Source organism: Micromonospora lupini str. Lupac 08, from assembly GCF_000297395.2.
In the GTDB taxonomy this organism is placed as follows: domain Bacteria; phylum Actinomycetota; class Actinomycetes; order Mycobacteriales; family Micromonosporaceae; genus Micromonospora; species Micromonospora lupini.
The window spans coordinates 4,265,882-4,281,113 of sequence record NZ_HF570108.1 but is presented as its reverse complement, the minus strand read 5'-3'; the positions used below and the strand labels follow the sequence as shown (position 1 = coordinate 4,281,113).

The window sequence follows — 15,232 nt, the reverse complement described above, 5'->3', positions numbered from 1 at the left end:
CGGTAGCCGATCGGACGCCAGCGTCACGATGACGCTGCGGCACCCGACCCCTTCCCGGGTCGGGTGCCGTCGGCGTTTCACGGCCGGCGGGCGACCACCGCGCCGTTTGCCCCGGGGGCGTCGAACGGAACGGTACGCACGTCGACGAACCCGGCGTCGGTGAGCCACACGCCGTACTCGGCGGCCGAGTAGTTCCGGCCACCCTCGGTCTCGACAAGCATGTTCATGCCCATCAGAGCGGCCTCCGGTGGCCCGGTGCGCTCGTCGTTGAGCAGCAGCTCGCAGACGACTACCGCCCCGCCGGGCGGCAACGCCTCATGACAGCGGGCCAGCAGCGCCCGGTTCGTCGGCTCGTCCCAGTCGTGCAGGATCATGCTGAGCAGGATGACGTCGTGCCCGTCCGGCAACACGGGATCGGCGAGGAAGTCGCCGGGCACCGCGTCGATCCGATCGGTCAGACCCGCCTCCGCGATCCGCTCCCGCGCCCGTACGCAGACGTGCGGCAGGTCCAGGACCGTCGCCCGCAGCTCGGGCAGGCGGCGGCAGAGCTCGATCGGGAACGCGCCGGCCCCGCCACCCACGTCGAGCAGCCGACGGTACGCGGAGAAGTCGTACGCGTCGGCAAGCGCGCTCGCCGTGAAGCTGGACGTCGAATACATGGCGTCCCAGAACTGCGCCAGCATCAACGGATCCTCGGTGTCGAACATGGACTGCTGTGACTCGGGGTCCCAGGTCAACGGCCGGTCGGTGCGCAGCGCGTCGCCGATGCGGTGCCACGGCAGGTAGGTGCGCAGGTCGGAGTAGCGGATCTGGGCGCCGAAGTAGTAGGGGCGACCCTCGACCAGGAACTGCTCGGCCAACTCGGTGTTGCGGTAGCCGTCACCGGCCTTCTCCAGCAGGCCGAGCGAGGCGCATGCGGCGAGCAGCAGGTCCGCCGGCCGGTCGGGCAGCCCGAACTCGGCCGCCGCCTGCTCGACAGTCAGCGTCCGACCACCGGCGAGGCGGGTGAACAGACCGAGGTCGACGCCGGCCGCGAGGGTCTTGAACCCCCACACGCCGGCCACGAGCTGCATGAGCGGAGTCGGAGTGACCATGGCGACATGAGATCACACATCACACGTTTCCACGATGGACGATCACGCCCGGATCAGCGTGACCAACCCCGCGGCCACCAGCACCCCGGCCCAGAGCCGATCGACGTTGAACCAGGCCCGACGCAGCACCCCGACCCCCAGCACCTGGTAGACGAGCACCGCCACGACCAGGGCGGTGCCGAGCATCGCCACGGTGTGCACACCCGCCGCGGCCAGCCCGGTCAGCGCACCGACCGGCGCGGCGGCCAGGTGCCCGGAGTGACCTCCGGACACCGGCTCGGCGACAAGCACCGGCAGCAGCATCAGCCCCGCGCCGTGCGCCGACGACATGAGGAACGACCAACCGGCGAGCTGTGCCGAGGACAGCCGCATCCCCGCCCAGCGGAAGTGCCGCTCGGAGAGCAGCCGCCACAACCCGAAGCCGACAAGCAGCACACCGCCGACCACCGCCAGGGCGGTGCTCGCCGTCACCGACCTGGTCGCGGTGACCAGGGCGGCGACGATCGCCACCGACGCGAGATGCCCCGCCGCGATCGGCGGCAGCGCGCCCAGCAGCGCCGCCCGGTCGCGTTCCTGCAAGCCCCGGGCCACCGCGAACAGCCAGCCCATCGCCGGGTTCAGACCGTGGAACGCGCCGAGCGCCGCGAGCGTCGCGAGGGTCCCGACGCTCACGGAAAGCAGTACGAGTCGGAGGACGCGTCCCCGCCCTGCAGGCGGGTCTGGTGCACCCGCCGGCCCCGGAACTCCTCGCCGTGCGGGAAGAACCTCTCGTCGGGCGTGAGCCCGCCGGCCTCCACGTCGACGTCGAGCTTCGCCAGCCAGGCGCCCACCCCGTCCGGATAGAACTGGTCATCCCACGCGCCGTAGAGGGAGTTGCTGACGTAGACCCGCCGCCCGTCCCGGCTCACCTCGACCATCTGCGGACCACCCGCGAGGGCCTCGTCCGGTGCGGACGGGTGCGCGGTGCGGCGGACGATCCCGCCGAGGTGCACCGAGCCGGTCTGCACCGGGTGCAGCGGGTCGCTGACGTCGTACTGGCGCAGCTCGCCCGTGCCCCAGCAGGAGACGTAGAGGAACCGGTCGTCCACCGACAGGTCGATGTCGGTCACCAGCGGCGGCACCGCGCCGAACGGCTTGAGCAGGTCGGGCAGATCCGCCGGGTCGGCCGGCTCGGCCGGGATGTCGATCACCTTGGTGACCGCCCAGGCGTCTCCGTCGCGGTGCCACAGCCAGACCGAGGCGGACAGGTCCTCGACGCTGATCACCACCCCGACGAACCCGTACGACTTCCTCGGATCGTGCGCCGGGCGCAGTTCCAGCGGCATCTGGTACTGGTCACCCAGGTCGACCCGCTGCACGTGCCGACGTCTCGCGAGGTCCCAGAAGTGGATGGCGTGGCCGTAGCGCCGGCCCAGCAGCAGCTCGCCGATGATCCCGTCCTCGATCATCGACGGGGTGCCCCACTCGCTGGTGACCAGCACGTCCTGGGTGAGGTGCCACCACACGTCGTACGCCAGGAACTGCGGGCCCCGGTCGGCCTCCCACGCCCCGCGGACGTCGAAGGTGGTGTGGTCCAGGATCGCGATGCCACCCGGACCCTCCGCGCCGTCCGCGCCGCCGAGGGCGGACAGGTAGATGCCGTCCGGACCGCAGTGCACGGTGTGCGGCCGGGAGTAGCCGGCCCGCTTCGACAGCTCCTCCGGCCCGATCACCTTGACGACCTGCGGCTGGCGTGGGTCGGGCTTGGTGTCGAGCACGTGGATCCGCGACGAGCGCAGGCCGGGCACGATCAGGTAGCGCCGCTCGACGTGCGGGTGCGGGGCGGTCGGGCAGAGCGCGTTGCTGCACGCGTTCCAGCCGAAGTGGTGCACCTCGTCGCCGAGGTGCGGCAGGTCGGTCCAGCCGACGACCCGGCCGTAGTCGGGGGAGTCGGGGTCGGTGTCCAGCACGGCGATGGCGTCCGGACGGCTGGCGCTGCGGTCGAAGGCCGCCACGTAGGCGAGCTTCTCCGCCGGAGCGGTCGCCGCCTGCGACGGTGACGGGTAGAAGGTGGGGTCGGGCGTCCAGCGGGTCATCGGGTCTCCGCTCGTTCAGGTGGTGGGAACGCCGAGTCGGTCGAGCAGGTGGCGGCGCAGCGCGCCGAAGCCCGGGTCGTCCGGCGTACGGGTGGGGCCGAGGTCGACGGGCAGCTCCACGGCGATGTGGCCCTCGTCGAGGAGCAGGATCCGGTCGGCGAGCAGCAGTGCCTCCTCCACGTCGTGGGTGACAAGCAGGGCGGCGAAGCCGTGCTCGGCGCGCAGCCGGCGCAGCAGCACCTGCATCCGCAGCCGGGTGAGCGCGTCCAGGGCACCGAACGGTTCGTCGAGCAGCAGCAGGTCCGGTTCGCGGACCAGGGCGCGCGCGACGGCCACGCGTTGCGCCTGCCCGCCGGACAGCTCGGCCGGCCAGGCCCGGTGCCGCTCGGCCAGCCCGACCTCCCGCAGCGCCCGGTCGATGCGCCCGGCGGTGTCCGGGCCGGACAGGCCGAGCCCGACGTTCGCCGCCACCCGCTTCCAGGGCAGGAGCCGGTGTTCCTGGAAGACCACGGCGGCGGTGCCGTGCACGACTGTCTCGCCGCTGGCGTCGCCGTCCAGGCCGGCGAGGACCCGCAGGAGGGTGCTCTTGCCGGAGCCGCTGGAGCCCAGCAGGGCCACCACCTCGCCCCGCGCGATGGTCAGGTCGACCCCGGCCAGCACGACCGCCGAACCGAAGGCCCGGTGGATCGCGTGGGCGGTCAGCACCGGCGTTGCGCCGGTCAGCTGGCTCGCAGTCCGCGTCGCCATGTCAACATCCTCCTCTCCGCAACGCGCAGGGCAAGGTCGGATATCAGCCCGAGCAGCGCGTAGACGAGCAGGCCGAGGACCACGACGTCGGTCTGGCTGAACTCCCGCGCCTCCATCATCAGAAAGCCGATGCCGGTCTGGGCGTTCACCTGCTCGCCGACGACGAGGCTGAGCCAGGCCGCCCCGATCGCGAGGCGCAGGCCGAGGAAGAGCGACGGCAGCGCGCCGGGCAGCACCACGTGGCGCAGCCGGGCGGCCTGCCCGAGCCCGCAGGCGCGGGCCGCCTCCACCAACCGTTCGTCGATGTCCCGGATGCCGGCGTAGGTGTTGAAGTAGATGGGGAAGAACGCGCCCAGGGCCACCAGGCTGATCTTCAACGACTCGCCGATGCCGACCCAGATGATCAGCAGCGGCACGAGGCCCAGGTGCGGCAGCATCCGGGCCATCTGCACCGGCGGGTCGACCAGGTCGTCGCCGAGGCGCAACAGCCCGGCCACCGTGCCCAGGACCAGCGCCAGGACGCCGCCGATGAGCAGGCCCGCGCCGGCCCGGGTGAGGGAGTCCAGGAGGTGGACGGCGAGCGTACCGTCGCGGGACAGTCGCCAGCCGGTGGCGAGCACGTCGCTCGGCGCGGGCAGCTTCTCCGGCGCCAGCAACCCGGTGCGGGCGGCCAGTTCCCAGCCCAGCACCAGCACGACCGGGCTGACCAGCCGTCGCCACCGCCGGGCCGGCCGGGGACGCCGGGGGTCGGGCGCCGCGACGGCCGCGGCCGCCGGCGGCGTTTCCAACAATGGTGTACGACTCACTGGAACACCGCGCTGAAGCGGTCGTCCACCCGGCTCCTGATGTCGACCGGGCCCGGAATGAGCTCCAGCGCGATGAAGCTGTCCGTGATGGCCTGGAGTTCGTCGCCGATGGCCGGGGTGACCGGTGCGAGCGGCTTGGCGCTGCGGTCCAGGGCGCGGCTGGTGACGTCCTCCGGGATCTTCAGCTCCGGCGCGAGCGTGCGGGCCCGCTCCTGCGGGTTCGCGATGCCCCAGTCGGTCACCTCGCGGTAGCGCTGCAGGAACGCCCGGATGTCGTCCGAGCGCTTGTCGACCGCGTCCGGCGCGGCCAGCACATACTCACGGTTGCTGGCCAGGCCTGTCGCGTCCGCGAGCACCCGCACGCCCGGCTGCTCGGCAAGCGCGAAGTACGGGTCCCAGATCACCCAGGCGTCGACCTGCCCACTGTCGAAGGCGGGCCGCCCCTCGGCCGGCTTGAGGTACTTGACCTGGATGTCCTTCAACGTCATCTTGTTGGCCTCCAGCAGCCGGACCAGCAGCCAGTGCACGTTGGAGCCCTTGTTGAGGGCGATCGTCTTCCCCTTGAGGTCGGCGAAGCTGCGGTAGCCGCTGTCGGCCTTGACCAGCACCGCCTCTCCCTGCGGGATCGGCGCCGAGGTGCCGATGATGGAGAAGGGGATCTTCCCGGCGGCGGCGAAGACGGGTGGGGCCTCGCCGACCTGTCCGATATCGATCGAGCCGGCCTTGAGCGCCTCGGTGAGCGCCGGCCCGCTCTCGAACAGCGACCACTCGACGCCCGGGGTCTCGCCGCGCGCCTTGACCAGGCTCAGCCCTCCGAAGCGCTGGTAGCCGATCCGCAGCTTGCCCGCGGAGCCTCCGGCGTCGGCGGAATCGCCGCAGGCGCTCACGGCGGCCGCGGCGAGCAGGACCACGGCGGTGAACGCGGCCGTCAGCAGGCGGCGGCGCGGGGGATGACTCGGCGAGGGGGTACGCATGGCGGCTCCTTGGTCGGACAGGTGTGCCGGGCCGCATCGACCGGCATGGGGTGGCGTGGGCGGTAGCCTACTAACCCGATAGGTTTTATGGGTAGGCTGTCGGCGGGATCGTCCCACCCCTCAGGAGGTGCCCGCCTCACCGCGCGCGCCACCCGCACCCGCACCGCCGCGCACTGGAGGAAAGAGCCCCGATGACCCTCACCTTCCACTGGTTCCTGCCCACCAACGGCGACAGCCGGGACGTCGTCGGCGGCGGCCACGGCGTGCCGACCGGGGCCGCCGGAGGCGCTCGTCCGGCCAGCGTGGCCTACCTGGGGCAGATCGCCCGCACCGCCGAGCAGCTCGGCTTCGTCGGCGCGCTCACCCCCACCGGCGCGTGGTGCGAGGACGCCTGGTTGAGCACGGCGATGCTCACCGAGGTCACCGAACGCCTCAAGTTCCTGGTGGCGTTCCGGCCCGGCCTGACCTCACCCACCCTCGCCGCTCAGATGGCCTCGACGTTCCAGCGGCTGTCCCGGGGCCGACTGCTGCTCAACGTGGTCACCGGCGGCGAGTCGTCGGAGCAGCGGGCGTACGGCGACTTCCTGGACAAGGACACCCGGTACGCGCGGGCCGACGAGTTCCTGCACGTCGTCCGCGCGCTCTGGCGGGGTGAGACGGTCGACTACACAGGCGCCCACCTGCGCGTCGAGCAGGCGCGACTGCACCGGCTGCCCGACCCGACGCCGCCGGTCTACTTCGGCGGCTCGTCCGCCGCCGCCCTGCCGGTGGCGGTGCGGCACAGCGACGTCTACCTCACCTGGGGTGAGCCGCCGGCCCAGGTCGCCGACAAACTGGACCGGGTGCGCGCGCTGGCCGCCGATGCCGGCCGGGCCCTGCGGTTCGGCATCCGACTGCACGTCATCGCCCGGGACACCGCCGACGAGGCGTGGGCACAGGCTCGCCGCCTGCTCACCGGCATCTCCGAGGCCGACATCCGTGCCGTGCAGGACGGGTTGCGCCGCAGCGAGTCCGAGGGGCAGCGCCGGATGCTCGACCTGCACGGCGGCTCCCGCGACAGCCTGGAGGTCTCGCCCAACCTGTGGGCGGGCGTCGGGCTGGTCCGGGGCGGCGCGGGCACCGCCCTCGTCGGCAGCCACCGCGAGATCGCCGACCGGATCGCCGAGTACCACGCGCTCGGCATCGACGAGTTCATCCTCTCCGGCTACCCGCACCTGGAGGAGGCGTACTGGTTCGGCGAGGGTGTCCTGCCGATCCTGCGGGAACGCGGATTGTGGCGGCACCCCGACGGCCGGCCGGGGCCGACCGACCACGTCGACGTCCCGTTCGCCGGCACGTCGACACCTCGCCCGGCGCCGGAACCCGCCGCGGCCCGCTGACCGACCCACCCGTGGCGGAGGTTGCCCCGGCGGGCACCGCCTGACTTGTCGTGGGGTGCTACCACTGAGGCACATCCGCGGACTGGTGGTGATCGCGTGGGCGACGATTGGGCAGCCGACCCGCCCGAACCCGAGGGCTGGCCGCTGCCTCGACGCGGCCGGCCCGACCCGATACCGACGGACTTCAGCGACGACGACATGGCGTTCGTCGACGAGGACCCCTACATCGAGCCGGTCGACAGCGAGTCGGTCGACAGCGAGTCGGTCGACAAGGCTGAGGTCGACGACTTTCTGAATTCGGTGCCCTGGTGGGTCACCGACGGTGAACAGATCGACGTGACCGCCCGGGCCACCCGCGGGAACGAGCGCGAGGACTTCCGGCGGCGCGGTCTCTCCGCGGGCTACGACACGTTCTGGGGCCACGTCGACGATGACCCGGTGTCGGTGCTGCCCATCGTGCGGGGCGCCATGCTCACACTGCGCTGGCTGGACGTCGCGTCGCGCTCGGCGCGGACGCCGCAGCGGCTGCCGCTCCTGCTCGGCGCGGCCGTGGCCACCGCCGGGGCGTTCGGCATCGTCGGCGGACCACCGGCCCACCGGCTGGCGGCCTGCGCCACGAGCCTCGTCCTCGGGGTCGTGGCGGCACTTGTCGTGTCTCGCCGCGTCACGTCGTACCGGGTGGCGGCGATCGGGGGCGCCGCCCTGGCCGTGGCGTGCGTCGCGGTGTCGACCGTTCCCACGATCGGCGCGACTCGCTGGTACCCGGTCCTGATGGGGCTCGCGTTCGCGGGTGCCGGGCTGGTCGTGGCCGCGCTCTGGCCGGTCGTGCGCCGGTGGCGTGTCGAACGGGACCTGTGGACGCGTCCCGAGCTGGCGCTTGTCGCCGCTCTCCTGGAGTTCGCCGACTGCGTCGAGTCGGATCCGGTGACCCAGGACCGGCGTGCTGCCGTGCAGGCCCTCGACCGTGCCGCGACCAGGTTCGAGTTCGCGTGGCATCGCGTGCACCGGACCGGTGTCGACGTCACCGACCGCCAACTGCGCGGGTGGGCCGGCCGGATCCGCGCGGAGACGCGCGAGCTGCAGCGCTCGTTCGCGTTCGGCGATCCATCGAAGGTCCGCCTGCTCCTGAGCACCTACCTGCTGATCCAGGCGATCGTCAACCGCCTCCCCCTCGACAACAAAGAGGATGACTGGGTACGCCACGGTAGTTGGCGCCGGCCGCCGACGTCGGCGATCGCCCGGCTGTGGGCACGCGGCAAGCAGTCCGGTCGGTACGTGCGCCAGTGCCTGCTCGCCGCCGTCATCGCGAGTGCCGCGCTGCTCCTGCTCGCGGTCACGGTGTGGAGCGCCGTGCCGACCTTCCTCGGCGAGCACATCTCTCGCGACCTCGACCCGGCGCTGACCTTCGACCCGACGATGCGCGTGTTCGTCGCCACGATCAGCCTGTCGCTGTTCGCTCTGGCCGGGCGCGCGTTCACCCACCGGCGCTGAGCCGCCGAGCCGCGCGTCCCTGATCGGTGGCAGCTGAGCAACTCGCCACGCCGCGTACCGCCCTGCTGAACTGCCACCGATCGCCGCGCCGGCTCGGGCTACGCGCCGGTGGCGTCCCAGACCACCACGTGGACGACGAACGCCTGATCCGCCCGGGTGTTCGTGATCGTGGCGAACCCCAGCCGACCCTCCGAGGTACGGAAGCAGAAGTCGGCGCCGTCCGTGAACGAGTCCCGCGCCGAGCCGGTGGCCGACGTGACGCAGCCCGCGTACGCCTGGGCGGGGTTGCCCCCGGAGTACGGGTACACGTTCGGCGCGTTGGCGACCTGGATGTTGGCCGCCCTCACCGGCCCCCAGTCGTGGTAGAGGTCCAGCCCGTCGGTCGGGCCGTCGGAGTGTTTCGCGACGACCTGCTGACCGGGCTGGTCGACGTCGACGGCGGCGAAACGGGGCAGCACCACGCTCTGGTCCACGAGGGTGCGGGGCGCGTCGGGGTCCGTCGCCGTCGTACCCCCTGGGGTCGGGGTGGCCGGTGTGGGCGTCGACCCGAGCGGCGCGGCGGCAGCGGTGGCCGCCGACGTCGGCGGCGTTGCCGTCGAGGAGCCGGCGGTGGGCGGTGCCGTCGACTGACGGTTGAGCTGGGTCGCCACGACACCGCCGAGCAGCAGGCAGCCCAGCACCAGCAGCGCGATCGCGAGGCGGGTCCGGCGGTACCACAGCCAGAACCCGGCGAGCAGCAGGACCGCGGTGAGGGTGAGGACGAACAGCAGCACGTCCCGGCGCAGCACGCTCTCCACGGCGGTCACCACACCGAGGACGTTGGCCGCCACGCCGATCACGGCGAGCGTCCGGATCCGATGATCGCCGCTGCCGCTGCCGCTGCCGCTGCCGCTGCCGCTGCTTGTTGCGGGCGGCGTGGCCGACTCTCCCAACGGATACCTCCACTGTGGATGTCACACGACTTCGCGGATGGTTCGGACGACCCGCCCCGCCATGATCCCATCGCCGCGCTCGTACGCCAGGTGTCGCGCACCGCGAGGATGCGCGGAGGGGGAGTCGGTTATCCGACGGGCCATGGCGTCGCCGCTGATCCCGAACGGACTGTTGCCCCGGCCCGTGACGATCCTCTACGGTCTGCTGAAGCGGTGGGCGGTGCGGTCCGCATCCGACCGGACACCGCCGGATGCCCGTCGTGCGGGCCGGGATGGTGGAGTCCCGGGCCAGCCCGTCGGCGGCGGTTCCGGCGGCCGTGTGACTCCAGCTCGTACCCCGGGTGACTGCTGCCCGGCGCGGCTCCCTGCGGAGCCGACGGCGAGCCGGGCACGCCGATCACCACCGGAGAGTCCCGTGTTCCTCAGCCCGCACGAGCAGGACCGCCTGCTCGTCCACGTCGCGGCCGATGTCGCCCGGCGCCGCCGCGAACGCGGCCTGCGCCTCAACTATCCCGAAGCCGTCGCGATGATCACGGCCTTCCTGCTCGAAGGTGCCCGTGACGGCCGGTCGGTGGTCGACCTCATGTCGGCCGGCCGGACCGTGCTCGGCCGCGACGACGTCCAGGACGGCATCCCCGAGCTGCTGAGGGAGGTGCAGGTGGAGGCGACGTTCCCGGACGGCACCAAGCTCGTGACGGTGCACCACCCGATCCCGTGATCCCCGGAGAGATCCTGCCGGCGGCCGGCCCGGTCGAGATCAACGTGGGTCGGCCGGTGACCACACTGGTCGTGGTCAACACCGCCGACCGGCCGGTGCAGGTGGGCTCGCACTACCACTTCGCCGAGACCAACCCGGCCCTGGCCTTCGACCGGGGTGCCGCCTGGGGGCAGCGCCTCGCCGTACCGGCCGGGACCTCGGTCCGTTTCGAGCCGGGCGTCAGCCGCAGCGTGGACCTGGTCCCGCTCGGCGGCGCGCGCATCGTGCCGGGCCTGCGCGGGGAGTGCGCCGGACCGCTCGACGAGGCAGCCCCGGCCACGCCGCCGACCGACCCCGCGGCGACGGACGCGCCGCCGGCGAGCGACGCGCCGACGACCAATGCGCTGGCGAGCGACGTGCCGCCGATCGGCGCGGCGGCGACCGACGGGCCGGCGCGGTGAGCGCCGTGCGGCGGGACCGCTACATCGACCTGTACGGACCGACCACCGGCGACCGCATCCGGCTGGCCGACACGAGCCTGCTGGTCGAGGTGGAGACCGACCACTGCGTCGGCGGCGACGAGGCCGTCTTCGGCGGTGGGAAGGTGATCCGCGAGTCGATGGGGCAGTCGCGGGCCACCCGTGCCGAAGGAGCCCTCGACACCGTCATCACCGGCGCCGTGGTGCTCGACCACTGGGGGGTGGTCAAGGCCGACGTGGGGCTGCGGGACGGACGGATCGTCGCCCTCGGACGGGCCGGCAACCCGGACACCATGCCCGGCGTGCACCCCGACCTGGTCATCGGCCCGGCCACCGAGGTGATCGCCGGCAACGGCCGGATCCTCACCGCCGGCGCGGTCGACACCCACGTGCACTTCATCTGCCCGCAGATCGTCACCGAGGCGCTCGCCAGCGGCATCACCACGCTCGTCGGCGGCGGTACCGGGCCGGCCGAGGGCACCCGGGCCACCACTGTCACCCCGAACGCCTGGCACCTGGCCCGGATGCACGAGGCGCTGGACACGATGCCGGTAAACGTGCTGCTGCTCGGCAAGGGCAACACGGTCTCCACCGAGGCGCTCTGGGAGCAGCTACGGGCCGGCGCGGGCGGTTTCAAACTGCACGAGGACTGGGGCACCACCCCGGCGGCGATCGACGCCTGCCTGCGGGTGGCGGACGCCTCCGGGGTGCAGGTGTCGATCCACACCGACACCCTCAACGAGGCCGGGTTCGTGGCCGACACGCTGCGCGCGATCGGTGGACGGGCGATCCACTCGTACCACACCGAGGGTGCGGGAGGCGGGCACGCGCCGGACATCATCACGGTGGCCAGCGAGCCGAACGTGCTGCCGTCGTCGACCAACCCGACCCGCCCGTACACCCGGAACACCCTCGCCGAGCACCTGGACATGCTGATGGTCTGTCACCATCTCAATCCGTCCGTGCCGGAGGACCTGGCCTTCGCCGAGAGCCGGATCCGACCGTCCACGATGGCTGCCGAGGACCTGCTGCACGACCTCGGCGCGATCTCCATCATCGGCTCCGACGCGCAGGCGATGGGCCGGGTGGGCGAGGTGATCCTGCGGACCTGGCAGAGCGCCCACGTCATGAAGGAGCGGGTGGGCGCGCTACCGGGCGACGGCGCGGCCGACAACCACCGCGCGCGGCGGTACGTGGCGAAGTACACGATCTGCGCGGCGATGGCCAACGGGCTGGAACGGGAGATCGGCTCGGTCGAGCCGGGCAAGCTCGCCGACCTGGTGCTCTGGGACCCGGCGTTCTTCGGCGTACGACCGCACCTCGTGCTCAAGGGCGGCATGATCGCGTACGCCCAGATGGGTGACGCCAACGCGTCGATCCCGACGCCGCAGCCGATGCTGCCGCGGCCGATGTTCGGGGCGTACGGCGCCGCGGCGGCCGCCACCAGTCTGACGTTCGTGGCTCCGGCCGCCCTGGAGGCCGGTCTGCGCCTGGACGTGCGGCGGCGGGTCGTGCCGGTCGCCGACGTGCGGTCCCGGGGCAAGGCCGACCTGCCGGAGAACGATGCGATGCCGCACATCGAGGTGGACCCGGACACGTTCACCGTGCGGATCGACGGCCAGGTGGTGGAGCCGGACCCGGTGCCCCAGCTGCCGATGGCCCAGCGGTACTTCCTGTTCTGATGGCGACGTCGAGCCTGCTCCTGTTGCTGGCCGACGGACGCTTCCCGGCCGGCGCGCACGCGCACTCCGGCGGCCTGGAGGCGGCAGTCGCCGCCGGCCGGGTCACCGACCTGGCCTCGTTGGAGTCGTTCCTGGTCGGCCGGCTGACCACCGCCGGGCTGGTCGGGGCGGCGTTCGCGGCGGCGGCGCACCGGGTGGCGCTGCCGGCCGGCGCACCTGGCGGTTCCGGCGTACGGTCGCGTGCGCTGGCCCAGCTCGACGCCGAGTTGGACGCGCGGACCGCCGCCCCGGCGCTGCGCGCGGTGTCCCGCCGCCAGGGGCGGCGCTGCTGCGCGCCGGACGGGCCGTCTGGCCGCAGGCGCCGTTCGGTGACCTGCCCGCCACACCCGGGGGAGCGCACCAGCCGCTGGTGCTCGGACTGCTCTGCGCCACCGCCGGGTTGAGCCGCACCGAGACCGCCACGGTCGCCGCCTACGGGACGGTGACCGGTGCGGCCAGTGCGGGCGTACGCCTGCTCGGCCTCGACCCGTACCAGGTCCAGGCCCTGCTGGTCGGTCTCGCCGACCTCTGCGACGGCACCGCCGCCGACGCGGCGCGCGCCGCCGACGATCCACCCGAGCGGCTGCCGGCCGCCGCCGCCCCGCTCGCCGACATTCATGCCGAAGCCCACGCCACCTGGGAGGTGCGTCTCTTTGCGTCCTGACACTGTTGAGCCGACCGCTGTACCCGCCGCTGTGCCCGCTGCCGGGCCGACGCCGCCGCACGACGAGACAGTTCCGCACACCCATCCCGAACCCGGGGTGGACCCGCACCCGCCGCTGGCGCGGTCGGGCCGGGCGCTGCGGGTCGGCATCGGCGGACCGGTCGGCTCCGGTAAGACCGCCCTGGTGGCCGCCCTCTGCCGGGCGTTCGCCGACGAGTTGCGGCTCGGCGTGGTCACCAACGACATCTACACGACCGAGGACGCCGACTTCCTCAAGCGGGCCGGTGTCCTGGACCCGAGCCGGATCCGCGCGGTGGAGACCGGCTGCTGCCCGCACACCGCCATCCGCGACGACATCGGCGCCAACCTCGACGCCGTGGACGAGCTTGCCGAGGCGCTCGGTCCGCTGGACCTGGTGCTGGTGGAGAGCGGCGGGGACAATCTGACCGCCACGTTCAGCCGGGGCCTGGTCGACCGGCAGATCTTCGTGGTCGACGTGGCCGGCGGGGACAAGGTGCCGCGCAAGGGCGGGCCCGGGGTGACGTCCGCGGACCTTCTCGTGATCAACAAGACCGATCTGGCGCCCATGGTGGGCGCCGACCTCGCGGTGATGGACCGGGACGCGCGGGCCCGCCGCGGCGACCTCCCGACCCTCTTCCTGTCGATTGTCGGCGACCCGACGGCGGGTGGGGTCGCCGACTGGATCCGGCACGAGTTGGCCCACCACGCGGCCCTGCACCCCGTCGCCGCGCCGGCCGGCCCGGCCTGATGCGAGCGTTCGCCCGGCTGGTGGCCCGCGCCGACGGCCGGGGCGGCACGGTCCTGACCGAGCTGCACGGCGAGACGCCGCTGCTGCTACGGCAGACGCCGGGCGACGGCGGCGTCGCGACAGTACACGTCGTGGGCGGGGCCGCCGGCCCGCTCGCCGGCGACGATCTCCGCCTGGAGATCGACGTGGGGCCGGGAGCGGCGGTACGGGTGCACAGCGTCGCCGCGTCGGTGGCCCTGCCGGGCCGACCCGGCGCGGTGTCGCGGATGGCGGTGCGGGCGGTGGTGCACGACGGCGCGGCACTGCACTGGCTGCCCGAGCAACTGGTCGCCGCGGCCGGCTGCGCCCACCTCGCCGAATCCCGGATCGAGCTGGCCGCCGGGGCGAGGCTGAGCTGGCGGGACGAATTGATCTGCGGCCGGTACGGCGAGGCGCCCGGCAGTGCCGTCGTGCACACCCAGGTCGACTACGACGGCCTGCCGCTGCTGCGCCAATCGCTGGCAGTGGGACCGCAGGCACCCGGCTGGGCCGGCCCCGCCGTGCTCGGTGGGGCCCCGGCCACCGGCTCGTTGCTGGTGGTCGACCCGTCGGGCCCGGCTCCACCGGCGAGCGTCGAGGGCACCGTCGCCCGACTCCCGCTCGCCGGTGGCCCGGCGACCCTGTGGACCGCCACCGCCCCCGACGCGCACACCCTGCGCGCCCACCTCACCGTGTGCGAGAAGTGATCGAGTCCGACAGCCGATCCCCTGGTTACCGCGGAGCGGAGGTACGTGCGCGGATCGCGGCAGATGAGGATGCCGAGGGTCGTACCGTTCCGCCATACCGACCGCTTGTATCGCCGTAGCTGAGACGGAAACCTGGGGACCCCGCTGAGGTGTCGAGCTCAGTTCGGTGGGCGTCGTTCACCGGCCGTCGAGTTGCTCGCGTACCAGAGCGGCGACGCGGGAGAGCGCGGCGCCGAGGTGGCGTTGCTGTGCAGCGCTGAGTGGGTCGAACACCAGTTGCCTGACCCGCTCGACGTGAGCTGGGGCGCTGTCCTCGACTTTACGCAGTCCGGCGTCAGTCAGGGTCGCGAGGGTGTACCGGCCGTTGTCCGGGTCAGGGCACCGGGTGACCCACCCCTGCTGCTCGAAACGGACCATCAGCTTGGACAGCCGTGGTTGCGTGCTGTCGCACTGCGCGGCCAGGTCACTCAGCCGCATCGTGTGCGCCTCGGTCATGGACAGCCGAGCCATCACGCTGTACTCGAAGTTCGAGATGCCCTCGTCCCGCTGCAACTGGCGGTCCAGCAGCGTGGGCAGCCCGACGACCACGGTGCGCAAGTCCTGCCACAGCTTCTGCTGCTCGTCGTCGAGCCATTGAGGGGTGCCGGTCATACCCGCAGCTTACTTGACTGGGCAACCT

The 15,232-nt window shown here is 72.9% G+C and carries 15 protein-coding genes and 1 pseudogene; 8 read left to right on the top strand and 8 right to left on the bottom strand.

Going from position 1 to position 15,232, the window contains the following annotated elements:
- Nucleotides 1-77 precede the first annotated feature (77 nt).
- From MILUP08_RS20785 to MILUP08_RS20760, 6 genes are read right to left on the bottom strand one after another with little or no spacing between them, the layout of a single operon-like run.
- Nucleotides 78-1,094, bottom strand: coding sequence for a methyltransferase (locus tag MILUP08_RS20785; RefSeq protein ID WP_007461210.1), 1,017 nt, complete (start codon nt 1,092-1,094; stop codon nt 78-80).
- 42 nt (nt 1,095-1,136) lie between these two features.
- Nucleotides 1,137-1,766, bottom strand: coding sequence for a hypothetical protein (locus tag MILUP08_RS20780; RefSeq protein WP_007461208.1), 630 nt, complete (start codon nt 1,764-1,766; stop codon nt 1,137-1,139).
- A complete protein-coding gene (locus MILUP08_RS20775) occupies nt 1,763-3,169 on the bottom strand; it encodes a selenium-binding family protein (RefSeq protein WP_007461205.1) in 1,407 nt (468 codons plus the stop codon). Before MILUP08_RS20775 ends, MILUP08_RS20780 begins: the two co-directional genes overlap by 4 nt.
- 15 nt (nt 3,170-3,184) lie before the next feature.
- A complete protein-coding gene (locus tag MILUP08_RS20770) occupies nt 3,185-3,916 on the bottom strand; it encodes an ABC transporter ATP-binding protein (RefSeq protein ID WP_007461203.1) in 732 nt (243 codons plus the stop codon).
- Nucleotides 3,889-4,722: an ABC transporter permease gene (locus tag MILUP08_RS20765; RefSeq protein ID WP_007461201.1), complete on the bottom strand. Its 834-nt coding sequence runs from the start codon at nt 4,720-4,722 to the stop codon at nt 3,889-3,891. The genes MILUP08_RS20770 and MILUP08_RS20765 overlap by 28 nt, the downstream gene beginning before the upstream one ends.
- Entirely contained in the window at nt 4,719-5,696 is a 978-nt protein-coding gene (locus tag MILUP08_RS20760; protein WP_007461198.1) for an aliphatic sulfonate ABC transporter substrate-binding protein, read from the bottom strand. Before MILUP08_RS20760 ends, MILUP08_RS20765 begins: the two co-directional genes overlap by 4 nt.
- A 191-nt stretch (nt 5,697-5,887) precedes the next feature.
- On the opposite strand from MILUP08_RS20760, the gene MILUP08_RS20755 reads away from it, so the two are divergent.
- Entirely contained in the window at nt 5,888-7,075 is a 1,188-nt protein-coding gene (locus MILUP08_RS20755) for an LLM class flavin-dependent oxidoreductase (protein WP_007461196.1), read from the top strand.
- 96 nt (nt 7,076-7,171) lie between these two features.
- Nucleotides 7,172-8,566: a hypothetical protein gene (locus MILUP08_RS20750; protein WP_007461194.1), complete on the top strand. Its 1,395-nt coding sequence runs from the start codon at nt 7,172-7,174 to the stop codon at nt 8,564-8,566.
- A 98-nt stretch (nt 8,567-8,664) separates the two neighbouring features.
- Here MILUP08_RS20750 and MILUP08_RS20745 read toward each other — a convergent pair whose 3' ends face one another.
- The gene (locus tag MILUP08_RS20745; RefSeq protein ID WP_007461192.1) at nt 8,665-9,498 is read right to left on the bottom strand and encodes a hypothetical protein; all 834 of its coding nucleotides are present in this window, start codon (nt 9,496-9,498) and stop codon (nt 8,665-8,667) included.
- Nucleotides 9,499-9,913: 415 nt separating this feature from the next.
- Between MILUP08_RS20745 and MILUP08_RS20740 the strand changes: the two genes are divergently transcribed.
- From MILUP08_RS20740 to MILUP08_RS20715, 6 genes and pseudogenes are all read left to right on the top strand, one after another.
- Nucleotides 9,914-10,216: an urease subunit gamma gene (locus MILUP08_RS20740; RefSeq protein WP_007461188.1), complete on the top strand. Its 303-nt coding sequence runs from the start codon at nt 9,914-9,916 to the stop codon at nt 10,214-10,216.
- Nucleotides 10,213-10,656, top strand: coding sequence for an urease subunit beta (locus MILUP08_RS20735; RefSeq protein WP_007461186.1), 444 nt, complete (start codon nt 10,213-10,215; stop codon nt 10,654-10,656). The genes MILUP08_RS20740 and MILUP08_RS20735 overlap by 4 nt, the downstream gene beginning before the upstream one ends.
- On the top strand, nt 10,653-12,356 hold the full coding sequence (locus tag MILUP08_RS20730; protein WP_007461183.1) for an urease subunit alpha: 1,704 nt from the start codon (nt 10,653-10,655) through the stop codon (nt 12,354-12,356). The genes MILUP08_RS20735 and MILUP08_RS20730 overlap by 4 nt, the downstream gene beginning before the upstream one ends.
- Nucleotides 12,356-13,059 (top strand): annotated as a pseudogene (locus MILUP08_RS37445) (urease accessory protein UreF). The gene MILUP08_RS20730 and the pseudogene MILUP08_RS37445 overlap by 1 nt, the downstream one beginning before the upstream one ends.
- Entirely contained in the window at nt 13,049-13,828 is a 780-nt protein-coding gene (ureG, locus tag MILUP08_RS20720; RefSeq protein WP_007461177.1) for an urease accessory protein UreG, read from the top strand. Before MILUP08_RS37445 ends, ureG begins: the two are co-directional and overlap by 11 nt.
- Complete coding sequence (locus MILUP08_RS20715; protein WP_007461175.1) at nt 13,828-14,553, top strand: urease accessory protein UreD; 726 nt, start codon at nt 13,828-13,830, stop codon at nt 14,551-14,553. Before ureG ends, MILUP08_RS20715 begins: the two co-directional genes overlap by 1 nt.
- Nucleotides 14,554-14,730: 177 nt before the next feature.
- On the opposite strand, the gene MILUP08_RS20710 is transcribed toward MILUP08_RS20715, so the two are convergent.
- Complete coding sequence (locus tag MILUP08_RS20710) at nt 14,731-15,204, bottom strand: MarR family winged helix-turn-helix transcriptional regulator (RefSeq protein WP_007461172.1); 474 nt, start codon at nt 15,202-15,204, stop codon at nt 14,731-14,733.
- Nucleotides 15,205-15,232 lie beyond the last annotated feature (28 nt).